Genomic DNA, 26654 nt, shown 5'->3' on the forward strand with positions numbered 1-26654 from the left:
CTCCGCTTACTCAGTTAACCCGAGACAGACCCGGTTTTTTACTCGCAAACGTCACGGTCTGTACCGCGACGGCCAATATTGCCAATACTGTTAACCCTGCCCCTGTCCATGTAGCGACAACGGGATCTTGACCGAATATGTTCATTGAAAAAGCACTAAACACCGTGCCCAGTGTTACACCCATCGTGATAACCGCAGTATGGACGGTTGTAACCAGATAGCCGGTACCACCAGCTTGGGTCACCCTGGTGATCAATGCAGGGTTCATTGAAATACCGATCAGCCCTACCAGTAAAACCATTATGAGGGTGACGGCCTTTATTTCACTGAACATCGACAAGGTGATCAGAGCCACGAGTAACAATCCATGCCCCATACGTAAAACGCCTACAGGATGAGCATCGGCGAACCGACCAACGATGAGGTTGCCGATCACAGTACAGATACCGTAACCGAGTAAAATGACAGTGGTTACATCCGAGCTGAAACCAGCGTTGTCTTGCAGTAAAGGCGTGAAGAAGGAGAAAGAACCATAAGCTGCCCCGATCGTTAAAAAACTCACCAGGTAGCGTGACCATAATTTAGGGGACTTTAGATTCTGTAGGTCTTCTACCGATTCGCTTTCCGTCGCCTTAGCAAGATCCGGCAAGCCTGTTTTGGCTAGTAGACTGACAAGCAGTGCCGCGACCCCTAATAGGTAAAAACAGCTTTGCCAATCCCACTGCGTGGCGATGAAATGACTGAGAGGTAGGCCAATAACCGTACCCACCATCATGCCGCTAAGAACAATCGAGACACAGCGGCCAATTTGGTCTGGAGATGGTGCGATCCTGGCCGCAAAGGTTAAGGCCAGCCCAAAGGTGGCACCGGACAGACAACCCGTTAGAACTCGCGCAAGTGCAAGCCACCAATAGGCGTGAACAACCGGCGCAAGAATTTCGATGATGGCATAAGCCGCAATAATGCCAGTCAACACTGAACGTGGTGACTTACGTCTTAAAACATAAGCGATTATCGGGCCACCGATCGCCATGCCTAACGCGTAAACGGAAACCAATAAACCGACCTGGCCGGTTGTCGCATCGAGATCTTCAGCAATGTTCGGTAGCATGCCTGCGGTTTGCAGTTCGCTCATCGTGACTACTAAAATAGTAATCATCAATATGTAGAGATGTCGGTTCAAATTTTATCCTCTTGATATGATCCATATTTTGCTCCGATAAGACGGGCAACTTCTTGATTGGTGCTGGAGACTTCAGGGATAGGTCTTCCTGCACTTGCCGTGAGACCTACTTCTAAAAAGAACCTTTCGAAGCCCCCTGGCGTAAAAATGAGTAACTGTTTTGCAAAATCTTTGGTGTTGTTTCTGAAGCCGTGCATCATGCCTCTTGGCACGAAGATTAGGCTTCCGGCTTGAGCGATAAACGTGTCATCCCCAGCCGAAATATCCAGCTGTCCGTGTGTGACATAAAAAATCTCGTCCTCGTTGAGGTGGTTATGACGCGGAGGGCCCCCGCCTGGTGGAATGATTGCCTCTAAAATAGAGAGTTGCCCTTGAGCGACACAGGGGTCGATCAGGACCGAGTACAGATCACCATTCATCCAAACGGACTCACCGTTACCAGAAGAAATATGGAATGCCTTGTCAGACGAATGCATTGATTTCAAACTCCATTATTTATTGATCAGTAAAGAATGTAACGAGGACGCCCTCATCCAATTGTGTACTGGTTAGTAAACAATTGGGCGAATTAATATGGTTTACGTATCGGGTTAGATTTTTCCGACGATACCTTCCGCTGCCTGAAGTAGATAGTCACGGTCAGGCATTGTTATGCCCATAATCCGCAGCCCGTAGTACCCGGATAGAAAAGCTTTGGCGCTGGTGGTGATATCTGTGGATGGCGTAAATTCATCCTTCCCTACGCCTTCAGCAATAACTTTTTCAATCATTGAAGCCAGGCGTAACAGATAGTGCTGGTTTATGGATTGGATTTCAGGGTCTTTGAAATTACGTTCAAGCACTGAATGTAATGCGAGGCAGCCTCTTGGGTTTTCAAGATCGAGATCGATGGAAATCCCCCACCGGAGCATATCCAAAAGGCGCTCTTTTGCGGGTTTATCAGCGGATAGAATCTCTCTTTGATAGTGAATACCCATCTCTTGATAATGGCGCAGTGCTTTTTGATATAGCCCTTGTTTGTTACCAAAGGCATGATACAAGCTTCCACGGCCAAGCCCAGTGACCTCGCATAACGTCTGCGTGCCACTCGCTTCATACCCATTATTCCAGAAGACATTCATTGCGGACTCAATGACAGCTTGGTCATCGTACTCCTTTGGTCTACCACTCATATCTATCCACCTATATATCATTTGTGGCTAGTTAACCAGTTCTTTACTGACCAGTCAATAACTATATTTTATCAATCAGTACACAATGAGGTAGCTATTCAAGCAACTCAATAATGCCGGGGGGGCCCGGCTCGGTATGTGAGGGGGATTATTTTGTCGTTACTGTAATTTGGCCAACTCCAAAAATACGTTTTCGTCCAACGCCAAAGACATATGCCTTTTCAAAGTCGGCAACCGAAGTCACTATGCCATTGGCATGGAATGTGCAGGCAGGGATATGGATCCTGTGCCCTTTTTGCGTAGGTTGGTCAGCCTTTTTTACGATTAAATTATCCATTTTGTTTACCCCGACATGGTGGGGAGTCAAGCCAGCACGATCTAAGCGGTATTTTACAAAATCCGGCAATTCCTCGGATGGGGGGCAAGTTTCACGCTTGCGGCCGTTTAAAACTTCACGCCGAACCGCTGCAATAGTCCCTGTGATTGTGACTTCCTGCCCTTCTGAAAAATACACGCTTTTTTTAACCTCACCCGGCACGCCAACGGCTTGTGCTGTGCGCAACAAGATGTAGGTATCATTGCCGGTGCCCGGTTGAATGGAAAACGAGTATGGGAGTTTTGCCTTGCACTGTTCCTGAATGAAATAATCCAGATGCTGATGTATCCGGTATAAGTCGTAGGACGAAATCCTTAAGCGAAGCGTACTTTCGAAATAATTCATGCTTTTTCTCACCAAAGGCCTTAGGCTGTATTACCTAAGGTTTGCTTATGGTAATGGGTAGGCGTCAGGTGACGAAATTGGGACTGAAAAAGAAAGAGGCAGATTCAGAAGGTTACGAAGTAAGTATTGCCATATTCATTCTGTTGCTGATGTGAGCATCCTACCAAGCTCAAACAATGCAGCACGGCGATGACATGTTACTTTGTCAAAGACCGTGCCATTCCGGTACCAAAATTTTCCATCGGTCTTTACTTGAGAGAATAATGGTGACATGTCGTAGACAGTATCTGGAATTATCATGCCTTCATTGGCGAGGACACCAGCAGTAATTGAATGGTTTCCACCGAATACAAAAGCTATATTCCAGGGAAGCCAAATCATTACTCGGTGGTTCATTTCATCCTGCTCCCAAGGGTTTCCCGCATGGAACCCTATGGAAGATAATGCGGATACATAACGATTGTAGTTCCAAGGACAAGGTAATATTAATGATGTAGATAGATCAGCAACATAGCTCGTTTCGTGGGTTAAACATGACTGTAGAGCATCATAATCAAGTACATCAAAAATATCTGAGAAAAAGAATTTATATGGGTTAACAAAGTCATCAGAGCGTGCATCCGTACCTTCTTCAGCTACCGCTATCAGTAAGTCACTTTGAATGTTTCTTCCGATGGCATTGATTAGCAACGGTATTGACCTCCCTCCGATTGACTGCCCCACAGCAATAATTCTGTTGAATTTCTCATAATTCATTTCTTGGATTTTACGCTGTTCATCCAAAATATGGTTCTTGATAATATGATTTTTCAGCTTACTTAAAAACATGATGATTATCTCGAATTATTGATTATTTGATTTCTGCTGTTCCAAGCAAAATACCTCACACAAGCAGCACTTCGATGGTTTCGCCATGATAAGTACCTATGACCTCAGTTGCCAGGCGGTCACTGTTACGCTGGATATCGCGCGGTGCATAGTTTTGAAGTGGCTTAATATCCAGACGCTGATCTTGAATGACAATATAGGGCATCAAAGCGGTTACGGTTTTCAATGCGGCAGTCGCTGCACCATCTTCATTACGAAATACGATGTTTGCCACAGGCTGTATTTTGGCTGGCCGACGCAGGCGCAACTTTTCCTGAGGGGTATTTGCAATTTTCTGGGCAAGATTACCGACAGGTAAGCTCACGGCACTATTGTCAATGACATCCGTTTGCATAGATGCCAGCAATTTAGTTTTGTCTGGGATCCGCAGTAGCGATTTGCGTTGCCATGAGAAGCGGACAGATTGAAGGTCGGCATTATGCCAGGCACGGATTTGGCGGTACAGATGTAGAGTCATAACACCAGGACACGCATTATGTAGTGCAGAAAAGCGCGCATTCTGATTACCGAACTCACTGATGATGTGGTCCTGTATAGACTGCTTACTAAAGTTAATGGCCGTGATCAGCGCCATGACTTCAGCTGAGAATTCTGGGTTGTCATCCGCGTACCAAAGTACACCGGCAGTTCGACGCGTCGATTTCTGAGAAAGCCCATCCTTAATATGCAGATCGGTGTAAGCTTTTTGGGCCTGCTCGATGGCTTGAGCGCCATACATTAGAATCGGTTCAATACGGGCAACCGGCAGGTTTTCTTCACCATCGGCCACTGGCGGTATAACGCAAACGCGTGCATATAGCGGAGACTTCTCCGCCAGCACTCGATTGAGCAACGCCAAGTCATCTTCCAGGCGATGGAAGGTTTGTGCGATGTTCATAATAATAAATCCCCGAGAAAGGGTAACGTGCTAACCCCCCACCGTGGTGGGGGCTGTATATATATCCATACTTTATACAATTATCAGGCGGGAATGCAAGAATTCGTTATTTCACATGAAGCCGGGGTTTGAGATTAACCGAGGAACGTAGTGTGTTCGGAAACTAGAACTTTGGCGTGATCAACTATCCATGTATGTGCTTCTTTAACTGTGCCTGGGGCATTCTGGGCTGCGTAAGAGCTGGCAAAATTCGGAATGGACTTTCAATCTGGCCGCTAATGTCATTAAACTTGCTACCTGTTCCACGGTGAGGGGTCTGTTGAGAACTATAGCCTGTGCTTTTGCTTGAAGCTTGCTCCGCAGAAACCTAAAAGGGGTCGTCTCAGAAAACGGAAAATAAAGCACGCTAAGCCGGTGGCAGCGGTCGCAATGGCCTGAACTTCCCCGCACCGATCTTGGCACTGCTGCGCCATAGGTAATCGCCGGTCAGGTTGATATGCTCCCACCCCAGCGGTGACAGATATTGCAGCAACGTGTCGTCCAGCGCCTTGCCGTGGGCACGCAAAGCACTGGTGGCACGCTCCAGATAGACCGTGTTCCACAACACGATGGCCGCCGTCACCAGATTGAGGCCGCTGGCCCGGTAGCGCTGCTGCTCAAAACTGCGGTCGCGGATTTCACCCAATCGGTAGAAGAAGACCGCCCTGGCCAGCGCGTTGCGCGCCTCGCCCTTATTCAGCCCCGCATGGACGCGGCGGCGCAGCTCCACGCTTTGCAGCCAATCCAGAATGAACAGCGTGCGCTCGATGCGCCCCAGCTCGCGCAGGGCGACGGCCAAGCCGTTTTGGCGCGGATAGCTGCCGAGCTTGCGCAGCATCAGCGAGGCCGTCACCGTGCCCTGCTTGATCGAAGTGGCCAGCCGTAGGATTTCATCCCAATGAGCGCGAATAGCCTTGATGTTCAGCCTGTCGCTGCTAATCATCGGCTTGAGTGCATCGTAGGCAGTATCGCCCTTGGGAATGAACAGCTTGGTGTCGCCCAGGTCGCGGATGCGCGGCGCGAACCGGAATCCCAGAAAGTGCATCAGGCCGAACACATGATCGGTGAAGCCCGCCGTGTCGGTGTAGTGTTCCTCGATACGCAAGTCAGACTCGTGGTACAGCAGGCCATCGAGCACATAGGTCGAGTCGCGCAAGCCGACGTTGACCACCTTGGCGCTGAAGGGCGCGTATTGGTCGGAGATATGGGTATAGAACGTCCGCCCAGGGCTACTTCCATACTTCGGATTGATATGCCCGGTGCTCTCTGCCTTGCTGCCGGTTCGGAAGTTCTGGCCGTCCGACGATGACGTGGTGCCGTCGCCCCAGTTTCCGGCGAAGGGTTGTCGAAACTGTGCGTTCACCAGCTCGGCCAGCGCCGTCGAATAGGTTTCGTCGCGAACGTGCCAGGCTTGCAGCCAAGACAGCTTGGCGTAGGTGGTGCCAGGGCAGGATTCGGCCATCTTGGTGAGCCCAAGATTGATACCATCAGCCAGAATCGTCGTCATCAGCAAGGTTTTGTCCTTGGCCGTGTCACCGGTCTTCAGGTGTGTGAAGTGGCGCGTGAAGCCCGTCCATTCATTGACCTCCATCAGCAACTCGGTGATCTTGAGGTGCGGCAGCAACATCGCCGACTGGTCAATCAAGGCTTGCGCGGCGTCTGGCACCGCTGCGTCCAGCGGCGTGATCTTCAGGCCCGATGCAGTGGTGATGATGGCGTCCGGTAAGTCGTTGGTCGCCGCCATGCGGTTGACTGTGGCGAGTTGCGCCTCCAATAATTCCAGTCGGTCATGCAGATATTGGTCGCAGTCGGTGGCCACGGCCAGTGGCAATTCGCTGGCCAGCTTCAGGGTGGCGAACTTCTCGATCGGCACCAGGTATTCGTCGAAGTCCTTGAACTGGCGCGAACCCTGCACCCAAACATCACCAGAGCGCAGTGCGTTCTTCAGCTCCGACAGGGCGCATAACTCGTAGTAACGCCGGTCAATACCCTCGTCGGTCAGAACCAGCTTTGCCCAGCGCGGCTTGATGAATGCGGTTGGCGCATCGGCGGGCACCTTGCGCGCGCTGTCGCTGTTCATGCCGCGCAGCACGTCGATGGCATCGAGCACACCCTTGGCGGTGGGCGCGGCGCGCAGTTTGAGCACGTCCAGGAACTGCGGCGCATAGCGGCGCAGCGTGGCGTAACTCTCGCCGATATGGTGCAGGAAATCAAAATCGGCAGGCCGCGCCAGCGTTTGCGCCTCGGTGACGCTGGCGGCGAAGGTGTCCCACGGCATGACCGCTTCGATGGCGGCGAACGGATCGCCGCCGCTTTGTTTGGCTTCAATCAGCGCCTGACCGATGCGCCCATACATCCGCACCTTGTCGTTGATCGCCTTGCCGGAAGCCTGGAACTGCTGTTAATGCTTGTTCTTGGCCGCATTGAACAGCTTGCCGATGATGCGGTCGTGAAGGTCGATGATTTCATCAGTGACGGTGGCCATGCCCTCGATGGCCAGTGCTACCAAGGTGGCGTAACGCCGCTGCGACTCGAACTTGGCCAGGTCGGCGGGCGTCATCTGGCCGCCCTCGCGGGCGATCTTGAGCAAGCGGTTTTGGTGTACCTGCCGTTCGATGCCAGCAGGTAGGTCAAGCGCCTGCCAGGCTTTGAGGCGTTCGATGTGTTCAAGCATGTGGCGCGAGTTCGGCTTGGCGGGCGATTGGCGCAGTCACGCTAGCCACGTCATTTTGCTACCATCCTTGCGCTTGAGCAGTTCGTCCAGGCGCTGGCGATGGACAGGTATCAAGGAATCGGCCAATGCCGCATGGATGCTCCGGTTGGCACGGGTAATGGCCTCGGCGCTTGCGCGCTCGATGGCATTCATGGCGGGTAGGATGATGCTCTGCCGCCGCAGGTTTTCAACAAGGGTGCTGGCCAGCACAATGCCTTTGTCTGTTTGCAAGGCCAGTTCGGTCAATGTATGCACGGCTTGCCGGTAGTGACTCATGGTGAAGGGCTTGAATCCAAACACCGTTTGCAGCTCGACCAAGTGCTCCCGCCGTGTCTGCTCGCGCTGGCCGTAATCGTTCCAGCTTTCCACCGGCACCTTGAGTTGTGCGGCCACCATGCGCAGCAGGGGCGGAAATGGAGGTTCATCGACGCCCAAGAAGATGCCAGGGAATCGCAAGTAGCAAAGCTGCACGGCGAAGCCCAATCGATTCGCGGCGCCGCGACGCTGACGGATCACCGACAGGTCGGTTTCGTTGAACGTGTAGTGCCGTATCAGTTCGTCTTTGACATCTGGCAGTGCCAGCAGACTTTCGCGCTCGGTGGCGGACAGGATTGAGCGGCGTGGCATGGTCAGTCTTCCCGCAGGTACTGGTACAAGGTTTCGCGGCTGATGCCGAAGTCACGGGCCACCAAGGTTTTTTGGTCGCCTGCCGCAACTCGCCGTTTCAACTCGGCAATTTGTTCGCTGTTCAGCGATTTCTTTCGTCCCCGGTAGGCACCGCGCTGCTTGGCCAGCACGATTCCCTCGCGCTGACGTTCGCGGATCAGGGCGCGCTCGAACTCAGCAAAGGCTCCCATGACCGACAGCATCAGATTGGCCATCGGTGAGTCCTCGCCGGTGAACGTCAGCCCTTCTTTGACGAACTCCATGCGCACGCCCCGTTGTGTCAGCCCTTGGACGATGCGGCGCAGGTCATCAAGGTTGCGTGCCAACCTGTCCATGCTATGCACCACCACGGTGTCGCCCTCGCGGACGAAGGCCAGCAGCCTTTCAAGTTCGGGACGTTGTGTGTCCTTGCCTGAAGCCTTATCGGTGAATACCTTGCCGACTTCTATTTGTTCCAGTTGTCGATCAGGATTCTGGTCGAAGCTGCTGACGCGGACGTAGCCGATACGTTGACCTTGCAAGATGCCTCCAAAGGTAAAAATGTCAGGATGAAATCTATTACCCTTGGCTGAATGTGTCAATAAATATAAATTCACACTCTACTCTGACGTTGTTTGTGCTCAACATCTGACATCAGGTTAGGGCATAGCCTTAACTGACACCACCTCCCAGGGCCTGATATAAAGCAACACTATCGACTAGGCGTTGTGCCTGGGCCGCAATCATATTGATCCGGATTGACTGTGCCTGTTGCTGCGCGATGAGCAGTTGCAGGTAGCTGGCCGCGCCCAGCCGGTATTGCCGCTCGACCGACTGCAAGGAGGCCTGTGCAGCCATATCAGCGGCAGCGAGGGCAGTCAAAGTTTGTGCATCGCTTTCCACCGCGCGCAGGGTGTCGGCGACGTTACGCAAAGACTCCAATACGACGCTCTGGTAATTGGCTGCGGCGGCATCAAAAGCGGCGAGCGCCGCTCTTTTTTCAGCGGGTAGCCCTGGATTAAAAAGAGGCTGGGTGAGCTGCGCAACCAGGCCCCACACTGCCGAGCCACCACCGAACAGGGCACCGGTGGTCAGCGCTTGAGAGCCAAGGTTGGCGCTCAGGTTGATCTGTGGGTAGAGCTTGGCGACAGCCACACCATAGTCTGCATTGGCCGCATGCAACAGCGCCTCTGACGCCTGGATATCCGGTCGGCGGCGCACCAGTTCTGAGGGCACGACGAGCGGCATCTCGACGGGCAGAGTGAAATCGGCCAGAGTGAAGGCCGGGATGCCACCCGTGCCTGGGGCACGACCGGCTAGCACCGCCAGTAGATGTTCGGTTTGTTGCAGTTGTTTACGCAGCGCAGGCAGTTCTGCCCGCGTTTGCTCCGCCTGAGCTTGTAGGCTCAACGCTTCATCAGGTGAGGCCTGACCGATACGCACGCGTTCATGGGCTAGGCGCAGTTGCTCATCCTGCACGCGCAAAATGGCAGTAGTGGCTTCTAGTTGCGCGGCGAGGCGTGCTCGGGTAATGGCAGCGGTTGCCATGTTGCCGGCAAGGGCCAGGCGCGCAGCATTCAGTTCGAAGCGACGGTAGTCGGCGCGAGCAGCCAAGGCTTCGAGTGCGCGCCGGTTGCCGCCAGCCAGATCGAGGTTGTAATGCACGCCAACGCTGGCGTTGTAGAGGCTGAATTGACGTGCGTCTCCGCTCAACCCTTGGCTACTGGGACTCATTTGCTGGCGCTGAGATCCCAGTGCGACATCTACCTGTGGATATTGCGTCGAGCCCGCCTGTGCGGCAAGAAGCTCCTGCGCCTGTCGCAAATTGGCGCTGATGCTCGCCAGCGTCGGGCTGACATGGAAAGCTTCGTTGATCAGTCCGTCGAGTGCGGATGAACCCAAGCTTTGCCACCATTGCGTTTCGATCGGAAGCCCTTCGACTAGACGTTGTGTTTCGCCGAACTGCGTGGGAGCGGACGCGGTTCTATCAGCCACCGGTGTTGCAGTGTAGCGAGCCACATCGGGTGCGGTGGGACGCTGAAAATCAGGGCCGGCGGCGCAGCCGGCCAGACCGGCGGTGACCAGACCAGCTACCAGGTAAGTTGCCGCAAGCCGTCTTTTGAGGCTGATGGGGCGCTGGCATGTTTTAGCGTGCTCCATAAAAATGCTCCACGAAAGGTTTACGGAAAGCTTGGTGGCAGCCCAAGCAGCTTTCCTGCACGTGGGCGAATGATTGGATCACCGCCTTGCCGTCGCTGCTCGCAGCAGCCAGCTTCATGGCCAGCGCCGCCTCGTGAGTCTGCGCGTCAAAGTTTCTGAACTTGGTCGCATCAGCGCCGAGGTAAGCAAGGATGCGCATTTTTTCAGTAAGCGGTGGCTCGGGGTGTGCAGCAACTTTTGGGGCGAGCTGAACGACCTGAACCCATTCCTCCTGCGAAATCGCACCGGTAATAGCCTGCATGTTGCGCTCGAGTTCCTGCATGATCTTGCGTAGCGCCAGTGGCTCAACCTGGGTAGCGTCACCAGCCCAAGCTGGCAACTGAAAACCCCATAAAAGCAGGCAGGCCGTAACGGTCAGGGTGATAGTTCCAAATGCGTGGTTGTGTTTGCGGTGGGTCATGAAATTCTCCTGTAATTCAATCGTTCTCTCATTCGAACTCCCGCCCTTCGCCAGCTTCCTCATGGGTCACACCGTCGCGGATGTGGTAGATGCGCTTGAAAGTGGGGATGATCTTTTCGTCATGGGTGACGACGATGATGGCGGTCTCGAACTTCCGAGCCATGTCGTTGAGGATGCGAATCACCGCCATGGCACGCACGCTGTCGAGAGGTGCGGTGGGTTCATCCGCCAGGATCACCGGTGGGCGGTTAACCAATCCGCGCGCGATGGCAACCCGTTGCTGCTCGCCACCGGAGAGTTGCGATGGCATGGCGTGAACTCGGTGTTGCACATCAAGCGCCGTAAGCAATTCCAATGCCTTCGCTCGCGCCTCTGCATTCGCGACGCCTGCAAGCATCGGCAGCAGGGCCACGTTGTCGGTGACATCGAGAAACGGAATCAGGTACGGCGATTGGAAGACAAAACCAATTTTGTCGCGCCGCAAGGCGCGCAGATCACGAACTTGCCAACCGCCGTCGTATATCACTTCATTACCCAGCGTCATGCGGCCGTCGCTCGGATCGATCACCGCACCCAGGCATTTAAGCAGCGTGCTCTTGCCCGAGCCGGAAGGGCCGACCAATCCGACCACCTCACCTGGTGCAACCTGCATATTCACGTCCTTCAACGCGTAGACAGCCGTGTCACCTTTGCCAAAGCGTTTGCTTAGGCCTTCGATGCGGATTCCTTTTCCAATCATGGGGTCACCCTATCGCTTCGGCCGGATCGACCTTGAGTGCCATGCGAATGGCGACGATGCTGGCCAGCACGCAAATCACGAGCACGGCAAAAAAACCGGTCACGGAATCCATTGGCGTGAGCAGCACATATTTGGGGAACAGGGGGGCTGAGAAAGTGGCGGTGATCTTGCCGACCACGAAGCCAATCACCCCCAAGGCGAGCGCCTGCTGCATGATCATCGCGGCGATAGTTCGGTTGCGTGTGCCGATGAGCTTCAATACCGCGATCTCGCGGATTTTGTCCATCGTCAGCGAGTAGATGATGAAAGCGACGATGGCCGCGCTAACGATGGCCAGAATCACCAAGAACATGCCTATCTGTTTGGCCGACGTGGCGATCAACTTGCCGACGAGGATGTCTTCCATCTGTGCCCGTGTGTAGACCGTCAAACGCTTCCAGCGTCGGATGGATTCGGCAACCTCGTCCGGCGCATGACCAGGTTTCAGAGTGACCAGCACTGCATTGACGAACGCGTTGGTGCTCTGTGAAGCAATCACGGCATCCAGCAAACCAGGAACACCGGGTCGATTGAAGGCCGGGTTGGCTTCGGTGCGACGCCGGCTTTGCCAAATGGCGTCGTTGTCCTTGAGGAACTGAGCCTCTTGGGCATCCTTGAGCGGAATGAATACCATCGGGTCGCCGCTGGACGACACCATGCGCCGTGTCAGCCCCACGACGGTGTAATGATTTCGGCGAATGGCAAGACGATCTCCCAGTTTGAAGCCGGTGGCGATGTCGGCCACCGCCTCGTAGTGACCGCGCGTGATCTGGCGTCCAGCGACGAGATAAGGAGGCCATCCGGGTGTAGCCCCCAACGCACCGGGCGCGATGCCGACCACCATGGTGCGTACATCACTCTCGCCCTTGCGTACCTGCATGGTCAGGTAGGTCACGTTCGCTGCCTGTGAGACTCCCGGCATGGCGAGAATGGCGCGATACACGTCATCGTTGAGGCTGGACGACTCCGCATAAGGACCCAGAGTATCCTTTTGCACCACCCAAAGGTCAGCGCCACTGTTGTCGAGCAACGCCTTGCCGTCGTCCACCATGCCTCGGTACACCCCAGCCATGACCAGGGTGACGCCGATCAGCAGACCCAGACCGATGCCGGTGAAGACGAATTTTCCCCAGGCATGGAGAATGTCGCGGCCGGCCAGGCTGATCATCGTGACACTCCTGGGATATGGTCGACCACATGGATGCGGCTGCGCGCCGTCAGTGCCTTTTCGCTATAGGTCACAACCTGGTCCCCATTCTTGAGCCCTTCGCGCACCTGCACGTAACCATTGAGGTCGGAAGTGCCGAGCTTGACCGGGGAGAAATGCAGATCACCATCCACGATTTGCCAGACACCAACTTTGTCGCCCTCACGCTGGACGGCAGCGTTGGGGATCAGTGGAGCGGCCGGGAGCGCCGGCAAGTCAACCGTGACTTCGGCCAGTTCACCCACCGGTGGCAAAGGTTCTGGTTTGTTATCGAATGTCACCTTGGCAAGCGTTTCCTCGGTTACCGCGTCGGCCTTGGGTTCCACCCGCAGCACGCGACCTTTCAAGGTCTGGCCACCACGCGAACGCAGGACGATAAGAGTCGGCAACCCCCCAGCCAGCCCCGATGCGCTGATCTGGTCGAAGCGCGCATTGATCCACAAACTCTTGGGGTCGATCACTTCCACCACGGCCTGGCCCGCGACGATGGTCGTGCCGGGATCGGCATCGCGCACGGCGACTACACCGTCGACCGGCGCGATCAGGCGCAGATTGCTCCGCTGCGCGACGAGTCCTTCGCGGTCGGAGCGTGCCCGGACAATATCTTCCCGAGCGGCAGATAAGGCGGCATCGGCGATCTGCAGTTCCAGCCGCTTGGTGGTGACGATTTCCTCGCTGGTCGAGCGCACCGCAAACAATTGCTCGTAGCGGCGCGCCTGGGTTTGCGCGTAGGCTTGCCGGGCTTCTGCCTCGCGCAAAGCCGCTTCCGCACGCTTGAATGCCGACTCCTGTGAGCGCACCCGATCATCGAGGTCGACCGGCTCCATCTCGCCGAGCACCTGTCCGGCCTTGACCTGGTCGCCTACATGCACCTCCAGGCGTTTGACGCGCCCGGCAAACGTCGGCCCGATCTTGTAGGTGTAGCGCGCCTCCACCGTGCCGATGCCGAACAGCGCCGGTGTGATAGCCCGTGATTCCACGCTTGCCACCGTCACAGCGACCGGGGCGAGCGGCCCTGATCGCAGACCGACATAAATAAAAAGCACCAGCAAAGGAATGATGACGGCAAGCAGCGCCAGGGTGCGGCCTTGCAAGGGTAACTTTTTCATTGCGCACTCCTTATGCCACGCCGATAAATTGCAAAGACGCGCGGCGCATCGCGGTGCATACGTCCCACATCACCCGCCAACAGCGATTGCATGACCAAGCCCTGGATCGTGCCAATGAACAGCGTTGCCGCCGCCTCGTTGTCAAGCGAGGGAGACAACTCGCCGCTGGCCTTGCCTTTCTCGATGAGACGATGCAAACGTTCGCCGTAGCGCTGAATCAAGGTTTGCACCATGCGCTTGGCCGGTGTCGATTCGGCACGCTGAAGCTCACCAAACATCATTCTTGGCACGCCTGGGTGCTCAGCTACGAATTCGATATGACTCATGAACATCGCCTCCATGGCTGCCAAGGGCGACTCGATTCCTTGTGCGGATCGATCGATTCTGGCTAATAGGCGCTCTGCTACCCACTCCATGACCGCCTGCCAAATGGCTTCCTTGTTCGGGAAGTGCCGAAACAGCGCACCCTGGGTCAAGTTCATGTGTTTAGCGATAGCCGCAGTGGTTATCTCGCTTGGGTTTTGTGAACCGGCAAGCGCCACGACGGACTCGACAGTTACGGCACGACGTTCATCGGCCGGCAGATGCTTTGGATGGGTGTCCACGAGCACTCCTTGTAAGATAGTAATTGATTACTATCTTACCACAAGAGGCAACTCAAACAAGAGAAAACCCGACGTACTCGTCAATATCTAGCGTCTGCAATGGGCTTAACGTGCTTTATTTTCCGTTTTCTGAGACGTCCCCTAAAAACCAATGCCAGAAGTAGCGTGAACATAATGAATGGAATGCCTTCCGCCAGTGTGTTTTGCGGATTAAGCAGGATAAGGCCGAGCACTCCACTCAGGAGGAAGAAACCAATACTCATCCACTTTAAGACAGGCGTTCCATGTCGATATACAATGAGTTTAATAATCTGGGTATCTGGTAAATCCTTCCCCATCGGTAATGAATATGCTGTTTGTATCGCTTTAGCTAACCCGTCATCGAATTGGCCGAGCGTCAGAGGTTTGTCTTTGTCTTTAACCCAGGCGTCGAACTCTGGTTTCACATCACTCTCTTCTATCAGATCGATATAGAACTGTGTTAGCGGCCATTCTATCTGTTGGTCATAATAGGCTTGTGGTCCACCCGCGTCATCCAGAGCGCGAATTTTAATTGCATACTTAGAGATACCAAACAGCACTACCGCAACAAACAAGATTGCGGAAGCCAGAATCAGTCTGTCTATATCCATGCCGGTAAAGAGCGAGTAAATAAACAGGGCGACACTTACCACTTGCAGCACCGCTGTACCAATAACAAAAAACCAAGCACTCTTGCCCAGAAAGGAAATGCATGCGTCAATATTTAACTTCATCAGATAATTAGCCCGCTTAATAATAGATATTAATAATACCTAAACCACGATCAGCTGCATCAGGAAATGACAGCAAACCGATCTGCTTTTTCCTATGCATGAGAAATTTACCCTGTTGAAATACGCCATGCCATAACCGATATCAGTTCCAACATTACAAATCTAGACCAACATACAATATGATTTAATTAACCCACCGCTGCCACACTGAAGACCTTCTTTACCTACTTTATCGCTGAATTTACCGAATCCCCCGCCTCTTATTTTTTCTCTTTTTTTCTCTCTTTTATCTCTTCTTTTCTCGCGTCTGTCATTCAGGAAGAACTTGCCGATTCCAAATAATGACACCGAACCCAAGCGGGCTTTCATATTATCGCGGAACAATGAGGATAGAGCTCGGGCTGGGTTTTGCCCCAAGCGGAGCGCCGGGGCATGGGGTTATACCCTTTATTGTATGTTGGTCTAGATATTAGGTTATTAAACCTTCTTAATATGACTTTAATTAAAACTGCATTATCATTACTTAAAAATGACAACCTCATCAGGAATAGCAAATGGAACTATTAAAATCAGAAATACCATTCACAATTCATGATAGTGAAATTAGTCAGGGGCCATTTCCAGCAAATGGTTTCCTACCATTATTTGAAACTGATTTTGGCAACGGCGATTACTATGGTTTGTACTGGCCTATCGGTCTTGAAAATGAACGCCTTATAGTTTGCGAACTATTTCACGATGAATGGCGTCTCGCCCCCGTTTTTTCAAATGCGTTAATATTGGCGGAGTGCCTGGAAATGGATAATGACTGTCAGGATGATGATTCAGTGATTGACGATCCCCTGCTTGGGGTTGTGTGCCCATTTCATCGAAAAGTCCAAAGTTTGCTTGTAGCCCTTTGATATCAAGGACTACAGCCGATATATAGTTTAATAATATTAATAGACTATGCCGCTAAGCTTAACGACTCTTCTGAAATAAGAGGATCTAAATTCTCCAGTAATCTTTCCAGTACAATATTATCTTTTTTAAGGCCAAAGGTGTAATTACCGGCCAGCTGTATATGCTGCCATGCGACAGGTGATAACTCAGCTATCATATTCACCGCTTCTTGATTATTTTCACGCGCAAATTTTTCAATCAAACTGGATAATAATGCAGAATTATAATAAATAATGCAGTTAGCAATGATACGAGCACAATCATTCCATTGTTCTATCTGGTAATCATCGCCACCTCTGAATTGATTACCATTAATTGACGCAATTGCACGCCGTAATTGATGGTAAGCCTCACCCCGATTAAGTGCTTGTTGGACAAACTGCCTGAGCATTTTGTCATCAACATAATCGAGAACGTATAAACACTTAATTATTCGGTCATATTCACGAAGAGCCGCTAAGGTGCGATTGTTTTTCTTACTGTTAGAAAGCTTAGTAATCACCGTGCTTTGTGTCGTCGTTTTACGGCTTAATGAACAAATTATCCATTGAATATTTTCCCACTCTTCTTGAATGAGTGATAAGTTGAGCGATTTTTTAAGTTTCAGGGAAAGGATTTCATCATACTCGATCTCAAACAATTCATTAAAAACGTGTTTAAATTTTGCATATCGCGGGGCAAACTGATACCCAAAGAGATCAAGGATAGCAAAGTTTACATTGTTAACGCCATGCGTGTCTGTTGCTAATGTTTTGGGCTGAATATGGCTGGTATTATTATAGAGTAAATCGAATGCGTGGTGAGCCTCATATTCATTGGCTGAAATCACTTTCGTATTTATTGGTACATGATTTGAAACTAATGTGAGTGCTGATACGCCTTTCCCTTTTCGGAAATATTTAGCAGAAAAACGGGCTTTAAATGTATTGATTCGGCAACCATGTTTTTGGCCATCAATACTACCAAATGGGGCACTTTCGTTAATCGTATAATATTTGAAAATGGGGAGTTTTGCTAAAGCATCAGCTATCATATCATTAGCTTCACTCGTTGTTTCAGGCCTAATATAACCATCATTGACGGCTCTAAGCACACCGATGGCTCTAGCTGATATTGATGACATATGATGAACACCATAGTTTGAGCCATTTCCAAATATGCAAGCGAGTAAATCGCCCTCTTTGGCCTTAGTGTTTTTCTTTTTTGATGCGATATTTTTAAATGCATCTAAGTAACCCGTTTTTTGATGAACATAGTCCATAATTTCAATGATCCCCATATGTTGGAGCTGGTTATATATGGGATTATCAATGTCATCTTTCCAGCGTTTATTCGCCAGTTTCCATGTTAACTGATTTGAACGCGGTTGAAGTGTCACGAAATCATTGGCTCCATCATGGATATTGCGACCAATTCGCTCCATTTGGTCTCTCAGTTTTTGCGTTAATTCCGAAAGCGTTTGTTGTATCGGTGTATTGAGCCGAGTTAATCCTGTTTTTTGAATGATGACATGGCTTTTTTTCCACTCGGTGGCTGAAATCAGATCATCGTCTAAACGCTTGTTGCTGGCGCTTTCATTGATGTAAATATTGTTACTCTCAATCATCCGAGCCACTTTTTGGTATAAATAGTATTCAAATCGTTGAGTATTAACCTGTTCATCTATCAGGATAAAAGGTTTATCGTTTTTTAACAGTAACCGCTGATCGACGGTAGAAATGTGCTTATCTTTTTGAAGTTCTGATTTTGCTGTTAATAATTGGGAAGATAGTAGTTGTAATCCTGGTTCGCACTCGATATCAATCGCGAGAAAGAGTGACCTCATTGTATTCGCAATTTTTCTGTATTGTGTATCAATGTATAGCCACTCATAATGGGTTTTATCAAAACTATTCTTATTAAGATGTTGACTTATTAACTGAATTTCATCTTTAGACATCATTGCAAATGCATTTTGGCGAATATCACCAAATTGCGTATTGTCACTGACGTTTTCATCAACAAAGAGGTGTAAAATATTACCCGCATGCATTAACTTTTCACGAATAATTTCCAGTTCTTCTGCAATGCGTAACTTAGCTAAAGCACTCGCAGCTTCCCTTTGCTTTCTCGTCACATATAAAAAAGCTGTTACCAATTTATCATTAGTTTCTTGGTAGCGAAAAAATAGATAACAAACCAGATATAACATGCCTTGCCATTCGGGAAATCGACGAATTTTATAAATCGATTGATGTTGAATAATCGATGCATAATAGCTTAAATTACCTAATGATAATCCCAATTCACCAACAAGACGTTTTGCGTCGGGATAAACACTTTTTATGGTATTATGCGTTTCAATTTCACTTGCGAGCTCTGTCGGTGTAAAATCTTTAGCTGCGCCTTGTTGGCCAGATAGACTATTTAAAACCCCTTTTGTATGCAGTATCTTCTTTAATTTTTTATGTATTATTGGTGGCACGCTATTTGAAAGGATCAACTCGGTACGATGCCTCTCATTAGCTAAAACCGTGGTGATCATATTTTGCAAAGTGGAATAACCCACTAATCCAATTCTGTTTTGACCTAAAAAAGCGAGGCATTCATCAAAAATATATTTGGGGTATGTACAGATTGTTGCGACATCACCCAAACGCTCTATCAAGGCTTGTTTATCTTGTCTTAATAACCGCGAAAAACCCAGTATTTCATGCATTTTAGCGATCAATGTTGCTCGAGTACTTTTAGCAATAAAGGGGTATTTCGGCTTTCTATTTGGAAAATGTGTCGCATAAATATAGTCGACATCTTGTTTAACCTCTCGTAGTTTAAATTGAGCGACAACAGGCTTCGCGCGAAAATAACCAATCAGAAGAATTAAATATATTTTCGTTTCAATTTTTCCCATTTTAGTGAGGATTTTTTTTATACTCGGATCTAATGAAAAATATTCTTCACGCTCAATTTGATTAAATATTGGACGAGAATAGAGCTCATGAATCTCCTGTTCTGTCAAAATTTGAATACGGCCTGATTTAATCTCTTTCATTGTGGTTATGTTCTATCCTCTAAAAATAAACAACATCATATAATGGACGCGCGCGTAATCGATATAAAAGTGCAATTTAAGTCTACCTTAACTACACTAGGTAAACTCTAGTGTAATAAGTATAAAAAATAGATGTATAATGCACTACTATAACAACACCAATGTATAGTGCACCGATGAAGACAAATATACGAATTTATGGATATCTACGTGCTTCTACGCATGAACAGGATGCGTCAAGAGCAAAAAATGAACTGTTGAAATTTGCTGAAGGAATGGGGCTACAAATTGCCTGCTGGTTTGAAGAAAATGAGTCAGGCGCTCAGCTTCACAGACCTGAACTCTTTCGCTTACTCAATGTGGCCATGCCCGGTGATATTATTTTAGTTGAACAGGTAGATAGAATTAGCCGCTTGAATGCCGATGACTGGGAAAAATTAAAATATCTCATTGGACACAAAGGGTTAAAGGTCGTTTCTTTAGACCTCCCAACCAGTTACCAGTTTATGAGTCGCACCGATGAATTTACAGAACGAATGCTTGCTGCCCTTAACAGTATGATGTTAGACATGCTGGCAGCGGTTGCAAGAAAGGATTACGAAGATAGACGGCGTCGTCAAGCGCAAGGAGTGCAAAAAGCCAAACAAGAAGGGAAGTATAAAGGCCGTCCGATCAACAAAATATTACACCAAAAAATTGAAGGCCTTCTGATGGAGAAAAAAAGCTATAGCCAAATAGAAAACCTGATAGGTTGTTCGCGGCATACTATTTCGAAAGTATCAAAATCGATGAAAATAGCGCAATAAATGTCCCTCTATTCGTTTATCAAGTTTATGTTACTCAACAATGAGTCATACCGCGTGGAATGACATGAGAGAGATATTTAAGTATAAACAAGTGATTGGATACTTTTTAATTAAATAACTTATATTTATCACAATAAACCGAGCTTCATGACAATCATGAGCACGCATTAAAAGGGAGATTGAATGTCATTATCACCACAAAAGTCTCAAACGTGGGGGAAGATAAATCCGCCCGTTTTCTTTGTTTCCGCTTTTATTATTATATGTGTCGTTGCAATAGCCGCTATTTTTCCTCAACGTTCTGAAATTTTGCTCAAAGCTCTACAGGCACAACTTTTTGAGAATGCCAGCTGGTTTTATATTCTGGCTGTTGCCTTAATTTTATTGACTGTCGCCTATTTAGGCCTCTCTCGATTTGGTGAAATTAAATTGGGTCCTGACCATTCCCAGCCCCAATTCAGTTATCTTTGGGGTCGTCTCAGAATTCGGAAAATAAAGCACGCTAAGGCGTAGTCACCCCGTGACTCCCCCGCGCCGATGCAGCGAGCTTCGTTCCGTCTTGCAGTGACGCAATCAGCGGGCAGGAAACGTTCCCTTTCCGCGCATGGCAGGCGCACACCAGTTCAGACAGCACGGCCTCCATGCGTGCCAAGTCGGCCATCTTCTCGCGCACATCCTTGAGCTTGTGCTCGGCCAGGCCGCTGGCTTCCTCGCAATGGGTGCCATCCTCCAGCCGCAGTAGCTCGGCGATTTCGTCCAGGCTAAAGCCCAGCCGCTGGGCCGATTTCACGAACCGCACTCGTGTTACATCCGCCTCGCCATAGCGGCGAATGCTGCCATAGGGCTTGTCTGGCTCCGGCAGCAGGCCCTTGCGCTGGTAGAACCGGATGGTCTCCACATTGACCCCGGCCGCCTTGGCAAAAACGCCAATGGTCAGATTCTCAAAATTAATTTGCATATCGCTTGACTCCGTACATAACTACGGAAGTAAGCTTAAGCTATCCAAACCAAATTTGAAAGGACAAGCGTATGTCTGAACCACAAAAGTCTGAACCACAAAACGGGCGCGGCGCGCTCTTCGCCGGTGGGCTGGCCGCCATTCTTGCGTCGGCCTGCTGCCTGGGGCCGCTGGTTTTGATCGCCTTGGGGTTCAGCGGGGCATGGATCGGCAACCTGACGGTGCTGGAACCCTATCGCCCGATCTTCATCGGCGCAGCGCTGGTCGCGCTGTTTTTCGCCTGGCGGCGCATCTACCGCCCGGCGCAAGCCTGCAAACCGGGTGAGGTCTGCGCGATTCCCCAAGTGCGAGCTACTTACAAGCTCATTTTCTGGATCGTGGCCGCGCTGGTCCTGGTCTCGCTCGGATTTCCCTACGTCATGCCATTTTTCTATTAATCACAGGAGTTCATCATGAAAAAACTGTTTGCCGCCCTCGCCCTCGCTGCCGTTGTTGCCCCCGTGTGGGCCGCCACCCAGACCGTCACGCTGTCCGTGCCTGGCATGACCTGCGCCTCTTGCCCGATCACTGTCAAGCACGCGCTTTCCAAGGTTGAGGGCGTGAGCAAGACCGACGTAAGTTTCGACAAGCGCCAGGCCGTCGTCACCTTCGACGATGCCAAGACCAACGTCCAGAAGTTGACCAAGGCGACCGAGGACGCGGGCTATCCGTCCAGCCTCAAACGCTGATCCGTTAACCGAACTCGGGAGCGACACATGGGACTCATCACGCGCATCGCTGGCAAAACCGGCGCGCTCGGCAGCGTCGTTTCCGCGATGGGCTGCGCCGCCTGTTTTCCTGCCATCGCCAGCTTTGGCGCGGCCATCGGACTGGGCTTCTTGAGCCAGTACGAGGGGCTATTCATTGGCATCCTGCTGCCGATGTTCGCCGGCATCGCGTTACTCGCCAATGCTATCGCTTGGCTCAATCATCGACAGTGGCGACGCACGGCGCTCGGCACGATAGGCCCGATCTTGGTGCTGGCAGCGGTGTTTTTAATGCGGGCTTACGGCTGGCAGAGCGGTGGACTGCTCTATGTCGGCCTGGCCTTGATGGTTGGGGTGTCGGTCTGGGATTTCATCTCGCCAGCACATCGCCGCTGCGGGCCGGACAGCTGTGAATTGCCAGAACAACGTGGCTGACGGCAACAGCCGTAGCCACCACAGAAAAGGAAAAATACATGACCACCCTGAAAATCACCGGGATGACCTGCGACTCGTGCGCGGCTCACGTCAAGGAAGCCTTGGAGAAAGTGCCCGGCGTGCAATCGGCGCTGGTGTCCTATCCGAAGGGCACAGCGCAACTCGCCATTGAGGCGGGCACGTCATCGGATGCGCTGACTACCGCCGTGGCCGGACTGGGCTACGAGGCAACGCTTGCCGATGCGCCACCGACGGACAACCGCGCCGGCCTGCTCGACAAGATGCGCGGCTGGATAGGGGCCGCTGATAAGCCCAGTGGCAACGAACGCCCGTTGCAGGTCGTCGTCATTGGTAGCGGTGGAGCCGCGATGGCGGCAGCACTGAAGGCCGTCGAGCAAGGCGCGCAGGTCACGCTGATTGAGCGCGGCACCATCGGCGGCACCTGCGTCAACGTCGGTTGTGTGCCGTCCAAGATCATGATCCGCGCCGCCCACATCGCCCATCTGCGCCGGGAAAGCCCATTCGACGGCGGCATGCCACCCACACCGCCGACGATCTTGCGCGAGCGGCTGCTGGCCCAGCAGCAGGCCCGTGTCGAAGAACTCCGTCATGCCAAGTACGAAGGCATCCTGGACGGCAATTCAGCCATCACCGTTCTGCACGGTGAAGCGCGTTTCAAGGACGACCAGAGCCTTATCGTTAGTTTGAACGAGGGTGGCGAGCGCGTCGTGATGTTCGACCGCTGCCTGGTCGCCACGGGTGCCAGCCCGGCGGTCCCGCCGATTCCGGGCTTGAAAGAGTCACCCTACTGGACTTCCACCGAGGCCCTGGCGAGCGACACCATTCCCGAACGCCTTGCCGTAATCGGCTCGTCGGTGGTGGCGCTGGAGCTGGCGCAAGCCTTTGCCCGGCTGGGCAGCAAGGTCACGGCCCTGGCGCGCAATACCTTGTTCTTCCGTGAAGACCCGGCCATCGGCGAGGCGGTGACAGCCGCTTTCCGTGCCGAGGGCATCGAGGTGCTGGAGCACACGCAAGCCAGCCAGGTCGCCCATATGGACGGTGAATTCGTGCTGACCACCACGCACGGTGAATTGCGCGCCGACAAGCTGCTGGTCGCCACCGGCCGGACACCGAACACGCGCAGCCTGGCATTGGAAGCGGCGGGGGTAGCCGTCAATGCGCAGGGGGCCATCGTCATCGACAAGGGCATGCGCACCAGTAGCCCGAACATCTACGCGGCCGGCGACTGCACCGACCAGCCGCAGTTCGTCTATGTGGCGGCAGCGGCCGGCACTCGTGCGGCGATCAACATGACTGGCGGCGATGCGGCCCTGGACCTGACCGCAATGCCGGCCGTGGTGTTCACCGACCCGCAGGTCGCCACCGTGGGCTACAGCGAGGCGGAAGCACATCACGACGGGATCGAGACCGACAGTCGCCTGCTAACACTGGATAACGTGCCGCGTGCGCTTGCCAACTTCGACACACGCGGCTTCATCAAGCTGGTCATCGAGGAAGGTAGCGGACGGCTCATCGGCGTGCAAGCGGTGGCCCCGGAAGCGGGTGAACTGATCCAGACGGCGGTGCTCGCCATTCGCAACCGTATGACCGTGCAGGAACTGGCCGACCAATTGTTCCCCTACCTGACCATGGTCGAAGGGCTGAAGCTCGCGGCGCAGACCTTCAGCAAGGACGTGAAGCAGCTTTCGTGCTGCGCCGGATGAGGAAAAGGAGGTGTTCAATGAGCGCCTACACAGTGTCCCGGCTGGCCCTTGATGCCGGGGTGAGCGTGCATATCGTGCGCGACTACCTGCTGCGCGGATTGCTACGGCCGGTCGCGTACACCACGGGCGGCTACGGCTTGTTCGATGACACCGCGTTGCAACGGCTGCGCTTTGTACGGGCTGCCTTCGAAGCGGGTATCGGCCTGGACGCACTGGCGCGGCTGTGCCGGGCGCTGGATGCTGCGGACGGTGACGGTGCGTCTGCGCAGCTTGCCGTGTTGCGGCAACTCGTCGAGCGTCGGCGCGAGGCCCTGGCCAGCCTCGAAATGCAACTGGCCGCCATGCCAACCGAACCGGCACAGCACGCGGAGAGTCTGCCATGAACAGCCCAGAGCACTTGCCGTCTGAGACGCACAAACCGATCACCGGCTACTTGTGGGGCGCGCTGGCCGTGCTCACCTGTCCCTGCCATTTGCCGATTCTCGCCATTGTGCTAGCCGGCACGACGGCCGGCGCGTTCATCGGGGAGCACTGGGGTATTGCAGCCCTCACGCTGACCGGCTTGTTTGTCCTGTCTGTGACGCGGCTGCTGCGGGCCTTCAAGGGAAGATCATGACCGCTTCCCAGCCAGCCGAGAGTGGGCAGCTTTGAGCTTCGCTACCAATCTGGAGGAGGGCACTGTTGCAAATAGTCGGTGGTGATAAACTTATCATCCCCTTTTGCTGATGGAGCTGCACATGAACCCATTCAAAGGCCGGCATTTTCAGCGTGACATCATTCTGTGGGCCGTACGCTGGTACTGCAAATACGGCATCAGTTACCGTGAGCTGCAGGAGATGCTGGCTGAACGCGGAGTGAATGTCGATCACTCCACGATTTACCGCTGGGTTCAGCGTTATGCGCCTGAAATGGAAAAACGGCTGCGCTGGTACTGGCGTAACCCTTCCGATCTTTGCCCGTGGCACATGGATGAAACCTACGTGAAGGTCAATGGCCGCTGGGCGTATCTGTACCGGGCCGTCGACAGCCGGGGCCGCACTGTCGATTTTTATCTCTCCTCCCGTCGTAACAGCAAAGCTGCATACCGGTTTCTGGGTAAAATCCTCAACAACGTGAAGAAGTGGCAGATCCCGCGATTCATCAACACGGATAAAGCGCCCGCCTATGGTCGCGCGCTTGCTCTGCTCAAACGCGAAGGCCGGTGCCCGTCTGACGTTGAACACCGACAGATTAAGTACCGGAACAACGTGATTGAATGCGATCATGGCAAACTGAAACGGATAATCGGCGCCACGCTGGGATTTAAATCCATGAAGACGGCTTACGCCACCATCAAAGGTATTGAGGTGATGCGTGCACTACGCAAAGGCCAGGCCTCAGCATTTTATTATGGTGATCCCCTGGGCGAAATGCGCCTGGTAAGCAGAGTTTTTGAAATGTAAGGCCTTTGAATAAGACAAAAGGCTGCCTCATCGCTAACTTTGCAACAGTGCCCTCAAGCTTCACGATTTTTGCAACAGAGCCCACACGAGTATTGAGCATAGTCGAGATTGGTGCAGATCACTTCTGATATTGAACTGTCAGGAGCTGGCTGCACAACAGCCATTACGCCCAATCAACTGGTGCAGTCGTCTTCTGAAAATGACATTTGGTATCTCTCATAAACGGATGTTTTTGAGAGAACTATCTTCGGCCTTCACACGCACGAAAGGCGGCGAAGCTCCGCCGTTAATCCGTCCGCCGGAGATCTCGCCCAGGCAGGCTGAAGGCCGAGCAAGCCTGACAGGCCCGAAAAGCCCGGCACGGGCGTCGGCGGCGATGACGGCGGCGGCATTATCCAGGGTTGATGATGGAAGTGGAGGATATCGACAACCTCTCGCGCAACCAAGACATCGCGGTCGGACTGCAAGTGATCTTGAAGCCACGGGCCCGTCCCACCCCGACATGGACCTCGATGCCCGAACGGACGTTAGATTTCGAGTTCTAGGCGTTCTGCGATGAAGGTTGGATCCCAGCCGGGATTGAAAGTGTCGACGTGGGTGAATCCGAGCCGCTCGTATAGGCCACGCAGGTTCGGGTGGCAGTCGAGCCGCAGCTTGGCGCACCCCTGCGTTCGCGCGGCATGGCGGCAAGCCTCGATCAGCGCGGAGCTGACACCCCGGCCCGCATGTGTCCGTCGCACCGCGAGCTTGTGCAGATATGCGGCCTCCCCCTTGAGGGCGTCGGGCCAGAACTCGGGATCCTCGGCCGACAAGGTGCAACAGCCGACGATGCCGTCGCTGCAACTCGCGACTAGGAGCTCGGATCTCAGGACGAAGGTCTCCGCGAATGTCCGGTCGATCCGCGCGACGTCCCAGGCGGGCGTTCCCTTGGCGGACATCCACGCCGCAGCGTCGTGCATCAGCCGCACAACCTCGTCGATATCACCCGAGCAGGCGACCCGAACGTTCGGAGGCTCCTCGCTGTCCATTCGCTCCCCTGGCGCGGTATGAACCGCCGCCTCATAGTGCAGTTTGATCCTGACGAGCCCAGCATGTCTGCGCCCACCTTCGCGGAACCTGACCAGGGTCCGCTAGCGGGCGGCCGGAAGGTGAATGCTAGGCATGATCTAACCCTCGGTCTCTGGCGTCGCGACTGCGAAATTTCGCGAGGGTTTCCGAGAAGGTGATTGCGCTTCGCAGATCTCCAGGCGCGTGGGTG

The 26654-nt window shown here is 52.6% G+C and carries 27 protein-coding genes and 3 pseudogenes; 10 read left to right on the plus strand and 20 right to left on the minus strand.

The features are described from left to right. Positions 1 to 10: 10 nt before the first annotated feature. The 16 genes and pseudogenes from SC428_RS19170 to SC428_RS19245 form a co-directional block, all read right to left on the minus strand. On the minus strand, positions 11 to 1159 hold the full coding sequence (locus SC428_RS19170; protein WP_226617279.1) for an MFS transporter: 1149 nt from the start codon (positions 1157 to 1159) through the stop codon (positions 11 to 13). Between the two features lie 20 nt (positions 1160 to 1179). Continuing rightward, a complete protein-coding gene (locus tag SC428_RS19175; RefSeq protein ID WP_052219460.1) occupies positions 1180 to 1659 on the minus strand; it encodes a cupin domain-containing protein in 480 nt (159 codons plus the stop codon). Between the two features lie 114 nt (positions 1660 to 1773). Then, on the minus strand, positions 1774 to 2355 hold the full coding sequence (locus SC428_RS19180; RefSeq protein WP_042849103.1) for a TetR/AcrR family transcriptional regulator: 582 nt from the start codon (positions 2353 to 2355) through the stop codon (positions 1774 to 1776). A gap of 148 nt (positions 2356 to 2503) precedes the next feature. Further along, on the minus strand, positions 2504 to 3076 hold the full coding sequence (locus tag SC428_RS19185; RefSeq protein WP_113767342.1) for a type I-E CRISPR-associated protein Cas6/Cse3/CasE: 573 nt from the start codon (positions 3074 to 3076) through the stop codon (positions 2504 to 2506). A gap of 135 nt (positions 3077 to 3211) precedes the next feature. Beyond that, complete coding sequence (locus tag SC428_RS19190; protein WP_042849105.1) at positions 3212 to 3904, minus strand: DUF6710 family protein; 693 nt, start codon at positions 3902 to 3904, stop codon at positions 3212 to 3214. A 55-nt stretch (positions 3905 to 3959) separates the two neighbouring features. Then, complete coding sequence (locus SC428_RS19195; RefSeq protein ID WP_042849106.1) at positions 3960 to 4841, minus strand: DNA replication terminus site-binding protein; 882 nt, start codon at positions 4839 to 4841, stop codon at positions 3960 to 3962. 406 nt (positions 4842 to 5247) lie between these two features. Next, positions 5248 to 8220, minus strand: a pseudogene (locus SC428_RS19200) (Tn3 family transposase). A gap of 2 nt (positions 8221 to 8222) precedes the next feature. Continuing rightward, positions 8223 to 8780: a recombinase family protein gene (locus tag SC428_RS19205; RefSeq protein WP_001162010.1), complete on the minus strand. Its 558-nt coding sequence runs from the start codon at positions 8778 to 8780 to the stop codon at positions 8223 to 8225. Between the two features lie 130 nt (positions 8781 to 8910). Next, a complete protein-coding gene (locus SC428_RS19210; RefSeq protein ID WP_048607676.1) occupies positions 8911 to 10398 on the minus strand; it encodes an efflux transporter outer membrane subunit in 1488 nt (495 codons plus the stop codon). Then, entirely contained in the window at positions 10385 to 10858 is a 474-nt protein-coding gene (locus SC428_RS19215; protein ID WP_094963214.1) for a cytochrome c, read from the minus strand. Before SC428_RS19215 ends, SC428_RS19210 begins: the two co-directional genes overlap by 14 nt. 28 nt (positions 10859 to 10886) lie before the next feature. Beyond that, entirely contained in the window at positions 10887 to 11597 is a 711-nt protein-coding gene (locus SC428_RS19220) for an ABC transporter ATP-binding protein (RefSeq protein WP_048607673.1), read from the minus strand. Between the two features lie 4 nt (positions 11598 to 11601). After that, complete coding sequence (locus SC428_RS19225) at positions 11602 to 12804, minus strand: ABC transporter permease (protein ID WP_094197185.1); 1203 nt, start codon at positions 12802 to 12804, stop codon at positions 11602 to 11604. Then, positions 12801 to 13952 (minus strand): efflux RND transporter periplasmic adaptor subunit, encoded by a 1152-nt coding sequence (locus SC428_RS19230; protein WP_094963215.1) that lies wholly within the window; start codon positions 13950 to 13952, stop codon positions 12801 to 12803. Before SC428_RS19230 ends, SC428_RS19225 begins: the two co-directional genes overlap by 4 nt. Beyond that, positions 13949 to 14557: a TetR/AcrR family transcriptional regulator gene (locus tag SC428_RS19235; protein WP_004393990.1), complete on the minus strand. Its 609-nt coding sequence runs from the start codon at positions 14555 to 14557 to the stop codon at positions 13949 to 13951. The genes SC428_RS19230 and SC428_RS19235 overlap by 4 nt, the downstream gene beginning before the upstream one ends. An 80-nt stretch (positions 14558 to 14637) precedes the next feature. Beyond that, a complete protein-coding gene (locus SC428_RS19240) occupies positions 14638 to 15312 on the minus strand; it encodes a hypothetical protein (RefSeq protein ID WP_094963216.1) in 675 nt (224 codons plus the stop codon). 162 nt (positions 15313 to 15474) lie between these two features. Beyond that, positions 15475 to 15729 carry a hypothetical protein gene (locus tag SC428_RS19245; protein ID WP_094963217.1) on the minus strand — a complete coding sequence of 85 codons (255 nt, stop codon included), beginning with the start codon at positions 15727 to 15729 and terminating at the stop codon, positions 15475 to 15477. Positions 15730 to 15866: 137 nt separating this feature from the next. Here SC428_RS19245 and SC428_RS19250 point away from each other — a divergent pair, with 137 nt between their 5' ends. Continuing rightward, complete coding sequence (locus SC428_RS19250; protein WP_094963218.1) at positions 15867 to 16214, plus strand: hypothetical protein; 348 nt, start codon at positions 15867 to 15869, stop codon at positions 16212 to 16214. 44 nt (positions 16215 to 16258) lie between these two features. On the opposite strand, the gene SC428_RS19255 is transcribed toward SC428_RS19250, so the two are convergent. Then, positions 16259 to 19285, minus strand: coding sequence for a Tn3 family transposase (locus SC428_RS19255; protein ID WP_094963219.1), 3027 nt, complete (start codon positions 19283 to 19285; stop codon positions 16259 to 16261). Between the two features lie 176 nt (positions 19286 to 19461). Here SC428_RS19255 and SC428_RS19260 point away from each other — a divergent pair, with 176 nt between their 5' ends. Next, positions 19462 to 20091, plus strand: coding sequence for a recombinase family protein (locus tag SC428_RS19260; RefSeq protein WP_172412315.1), 630 nt, complete (start codon positions 19462 to 19464; stop codon positions 20089 to 20091). Positions 20092 to 20274: 183 nt separating this feature from the next. Continuing rightward, positions 20275 to 20556, plus strand: a pseudogene (locus SC428_RS19265) (BCCT family transporter); the annotation flags it as partial. A gap of 37 nt (positions 20557 to 20593) precedes the next feature. Here SC428_RS19265 and merR read toward each other — a convergent pair. After that, the gene (gene merR / locus SC428_RS19270) at positions 20594 to 21049 is read right to left on the minus strand and encodes an Hg(II)-responsive transcriptional regulator (protein WP_001166628.1); all 456 of its coding nucleotides are present in this window, start codon (positions 21047 to 21049) and stop codon (positions 20594 to 20596) included. 71 nt (positions 21050 to 21120) lie between these two features. Between merR and merT the strand changes: the two genes are divergently transcribed. From merT to SC428_RS19305, 7 genes are all read left to right on the plus strand, one after another. After that, positions 21121 to 21486 carry a mercuric ion transporter MerT gene (merT, locus tag SC428_RS19275; protein ID WP_001294656.1) on the plus strand — a complete coding sequence of 122 codons (366 nt, stop codon included), beginning with the start codon at positions 21121 to 21123 and terminating at the stop codon, positions 21484 to 21486. A 15-nt stretch (positions 21487 to 21501) separates the two neighbouring features. Beyond that, complete coding sequence (gene merP / locus SC428_RS19280; RefSeq protein WP_000732275.1) at positions 21502 to 21777, plus strand: mercury resistance system periplasmic binding protein MerP; 276 nt, start codon at positions 21502 to 21504, stop codon at positions 21775 to 21777. A gap of 27 nt (positions 21778 to 21804) precedes the next feature. After that, positions 21805 to 22230 carry an organomercurial transporter MerC gene (gene merC / locus SC428_RS19285; protein ID WP_000522996.1) on the plus strand — a complete coding sequence of 142 codons (426 nt, stop codon included), beginning with the start codon at positions 21805 to 21807 and terminating at the stop codon, positions 22228 to 22230. Positions 22231 to 22268: 38 nt separating this feature from the next. After that, the gene (gene merA, locus SC428_RS19290) at positions 22269 to 23954 is read left to right on the plus strand and encodes a mercury(II) reductase (protein ID WP_000209296.1); all 1686 of its coding nucleotides are present in this window, start codon (positions 22269 to 22271) and stop codon (positions 23952 to 23954) included. A gap of 17 nt (positions 23955 to 23971) precedes the next feature. After that, positions 23972 to 24337 (plus strand): mercury resistance co-regulator MerD, encoded by a 366-nt coding sequence (gene merD, locus SC428_RS19295; RefSeq protein ID WP_001277466.1) that lies wholly within the window; start codon positions 23972 to 23974, stop codon positions 24335 to 24337. Then, positions 24334 to 24570, plus strand: a complete 237-nt coding sequence (merE, locus tag SC428_RS19300) for a broad-spectrum mercury transporter MerE (RefSeq protein ID WP_001087807.1) — start codon at positions 24334 to 24336, stop codon at positions 24568 to 24570. Before merD ends, merE begins: the two co-directional genes overlap by 4 nt. A 121-nt stretch (positions 24571 to 24691) precedes the next feature. After that, positions 24692 to 25396: an IS6-like element IS26 family transposase gene (locus SC428_RS19305; RefSeq protein ID WP_001067855.1), complete on the plus strand. Its 705-nt coding sequence runs from the start codon at positions 24692 to 24694 to the stop codon at positions 25394 to 25396. 527 nt (positions 25397 to 25923) lie between these two features. On the opposite strand, the gene SC428_RS19315 is transcribed toward SC428_RS19305, so the two are convergent. Together SC428_RS19315 and SC428_RS19320 are read right to left on the minus strand one after the other, a co-directional pair. Next, positions 25924 to 26424 carry a GNAT family N-acetyltransferase gene (locus SC428_RS19315; RefSeq protein WP_000376623.1) on the minus strand — a complete coding sequence of 167 codons (501 nt, stop codon included), beginning with the start codon at positions 26422 to 26424 and terminating at the stop codon, positions 25924 to 25926. A 127-nt stretch (positions 26425 to 26551) separates the two neighbouring features. After that, positions 26552 to 26654 (minus strand): annotated as a pseudogene (locus SC428_RS19320) (sulfonamide-resistant dihydropteroate synthase Sul1); the annotation flags it as partial.

Source organism: Providencia sp. 2023EL-00965 (assembly GCF_033550225.1).
GTDB lineage: Bacteria > Pseudomonadota > Gammaproteobacteria > Enterobacterales > Enterobacteriaceae > Providencia > Providencia manganoxydans.

Coding starts and splice junctions, on each gene's coding strand:
- SC428_RS19315 (WP_000376623.1), bottom strand. CDS start 26,424: ATGGACAGCGAGGAGCCTCCGAACGTTCGGGTCGCCTGCTCGGGTGAT.
- SC428_RS19175 (WP_052219460.1), bottom strand. CDS start 1,659: ATGCATTCGTCTGACAAGGCATTCCATATTTCTTCTGGTAACGGTGAG.
- SC428_RS19255 (WP_094963219.1), bottom strand. CDS start 19,285: ATGAAAGAGATTAAATCAGGCCGTATTCAAATTTTGACAGAACAGGAG.
- SC428_RS19220 (WP_048607673.1), bottom strand. CDS start 11,597: ATGATTGGAAAAGGAATCCGCATCGAAGGCCTAAGCAAACGCTTTGGC.
- SC428_RS19225 (WP_094197185.1), bottom strand. CDS start 12,804: ATGATCAGCCTGGCCGGCCGCGACATTCTCCATGCCTGGGGAAAATTC.
- SC428_RS19195 (WP_042849106.1), bottom strand. CDS start 4,841: ATGAACATCGCACAAACCTTCCATCGCCTGGAAGATGACTTGGCGTTG.
- SC428_RS19230 (WP_094963215.1), bottom strand. CDS start 13,952: ATGAAAAAGTTACCCTTGCAAGGCCGCACCCTGGCGCTGCTTGCCGTC.
- merP (WP_000732275.1), top strand. CDS start 21,502: ATGAAAAAACTGTTTGCCGCCCTCGCCCTCGCTGCCGTTGTTGCCCCC.
- merC (WP_000522996.1), top strand. CDS start 21,805: ATGGGACTCATCACGCGCATCGCTGGCAAAACCGGCGCGCTCGGCAGC.
- SC428_RS19180 (WP_042849103.1), bottom strand. CDS start 2,355: ATGAGTGGTAGACCAAAGGAGTACGATGACCAAGCTGTCATTGAGTCC.
- merA (WP_000209296.1), top strand. CDS start 22,269: ATGACCACCCTGAAAATCACCGGGATGACCTGCGACTCGTGCGCGGCT.
- SC428_RS19260 (WP_172412315.1), top strand. CDS start 19,462: ATGAAGACAAATATACGAATTTATGGATATCTACGTGCTTCTACGCAT.
- SC428_RS19240 (WP_094963216.1), bottom strand. CDS start 15,312: ATGAAGTTAAATATTGACGCATGCATTTCCTTTCTGGGCAAGAGTGCT.
- SC428_RS19210 (WP_048607676.1), bottom strand. CDS start 10,398: ATGGAGCACGCTAAAACATGCCAGCGCCCCATCAGCCTCAAAAGACGG.
- SC428_RS19185 (WP_113767342.1), bottom strand. CDS start 3,076: ATGAATTATTTCGAAAGTACGCTTCGCTTAAGGATTTCGTCCTACGAC.
- SC428_RS19305 (WP_001067855.1), top strand. CDS start 24,692: ATGAACCCATTCAAAGGCCGGCATTTTCAGCGTGACATCATTCTGTGG.
- merE (WP_001087807.1), top strand. CDS start 24,334: ATGAACAGCCCAGAGCACTTGCCGTCTGAGACGCACAAACCGATCACC.
- SC428_RS19215 (WP_094963214.1), bottom strand. CDS start 10,858: ATGACCCACCGCAAACACAACCACGCATTTGGAACTATCACCCTGACC.
- SC428_RS19190 (WP_042849105.1), bottom strand. CDS start 3,904: ATGTTTTTAAGTAAGCTGAAAAATCATATTATCAAGAACCATATTTTG.
- SC428_RS19250 (WP_094963218.1), top strand. CDS start 15,867: ATGGAACTATTAAAATCAGAAATACCATTCACAATTCATGATAGTGAA.
- SC428_RS19170 (WP_226617279.1), bottom strand. CDS start 1,159: ATGATTACTATTTTAGTAGTCACGATGAGCGAACTGCAAACCGCAGGC.
- merT (WP_001294656.1), top strand. CDS start 21,121: ATGTCTGAACCACAAAAGTCTGAACCACAAAACGGGCGCGGCGCGCTC.
- merD (WP_001277466.1), top strand. CDS start 23,972: ATGAGCGCCTACACAGTGTCCCGGCTGGCCCTTGATGCCGGGGTGAGC.
- merR (WP_001166628.1), bottom strand. CDS start 21,049: ATGCAAATTAATTTTGAGAATCTGACCATTGGCGTTTTTGCCAAGGCG.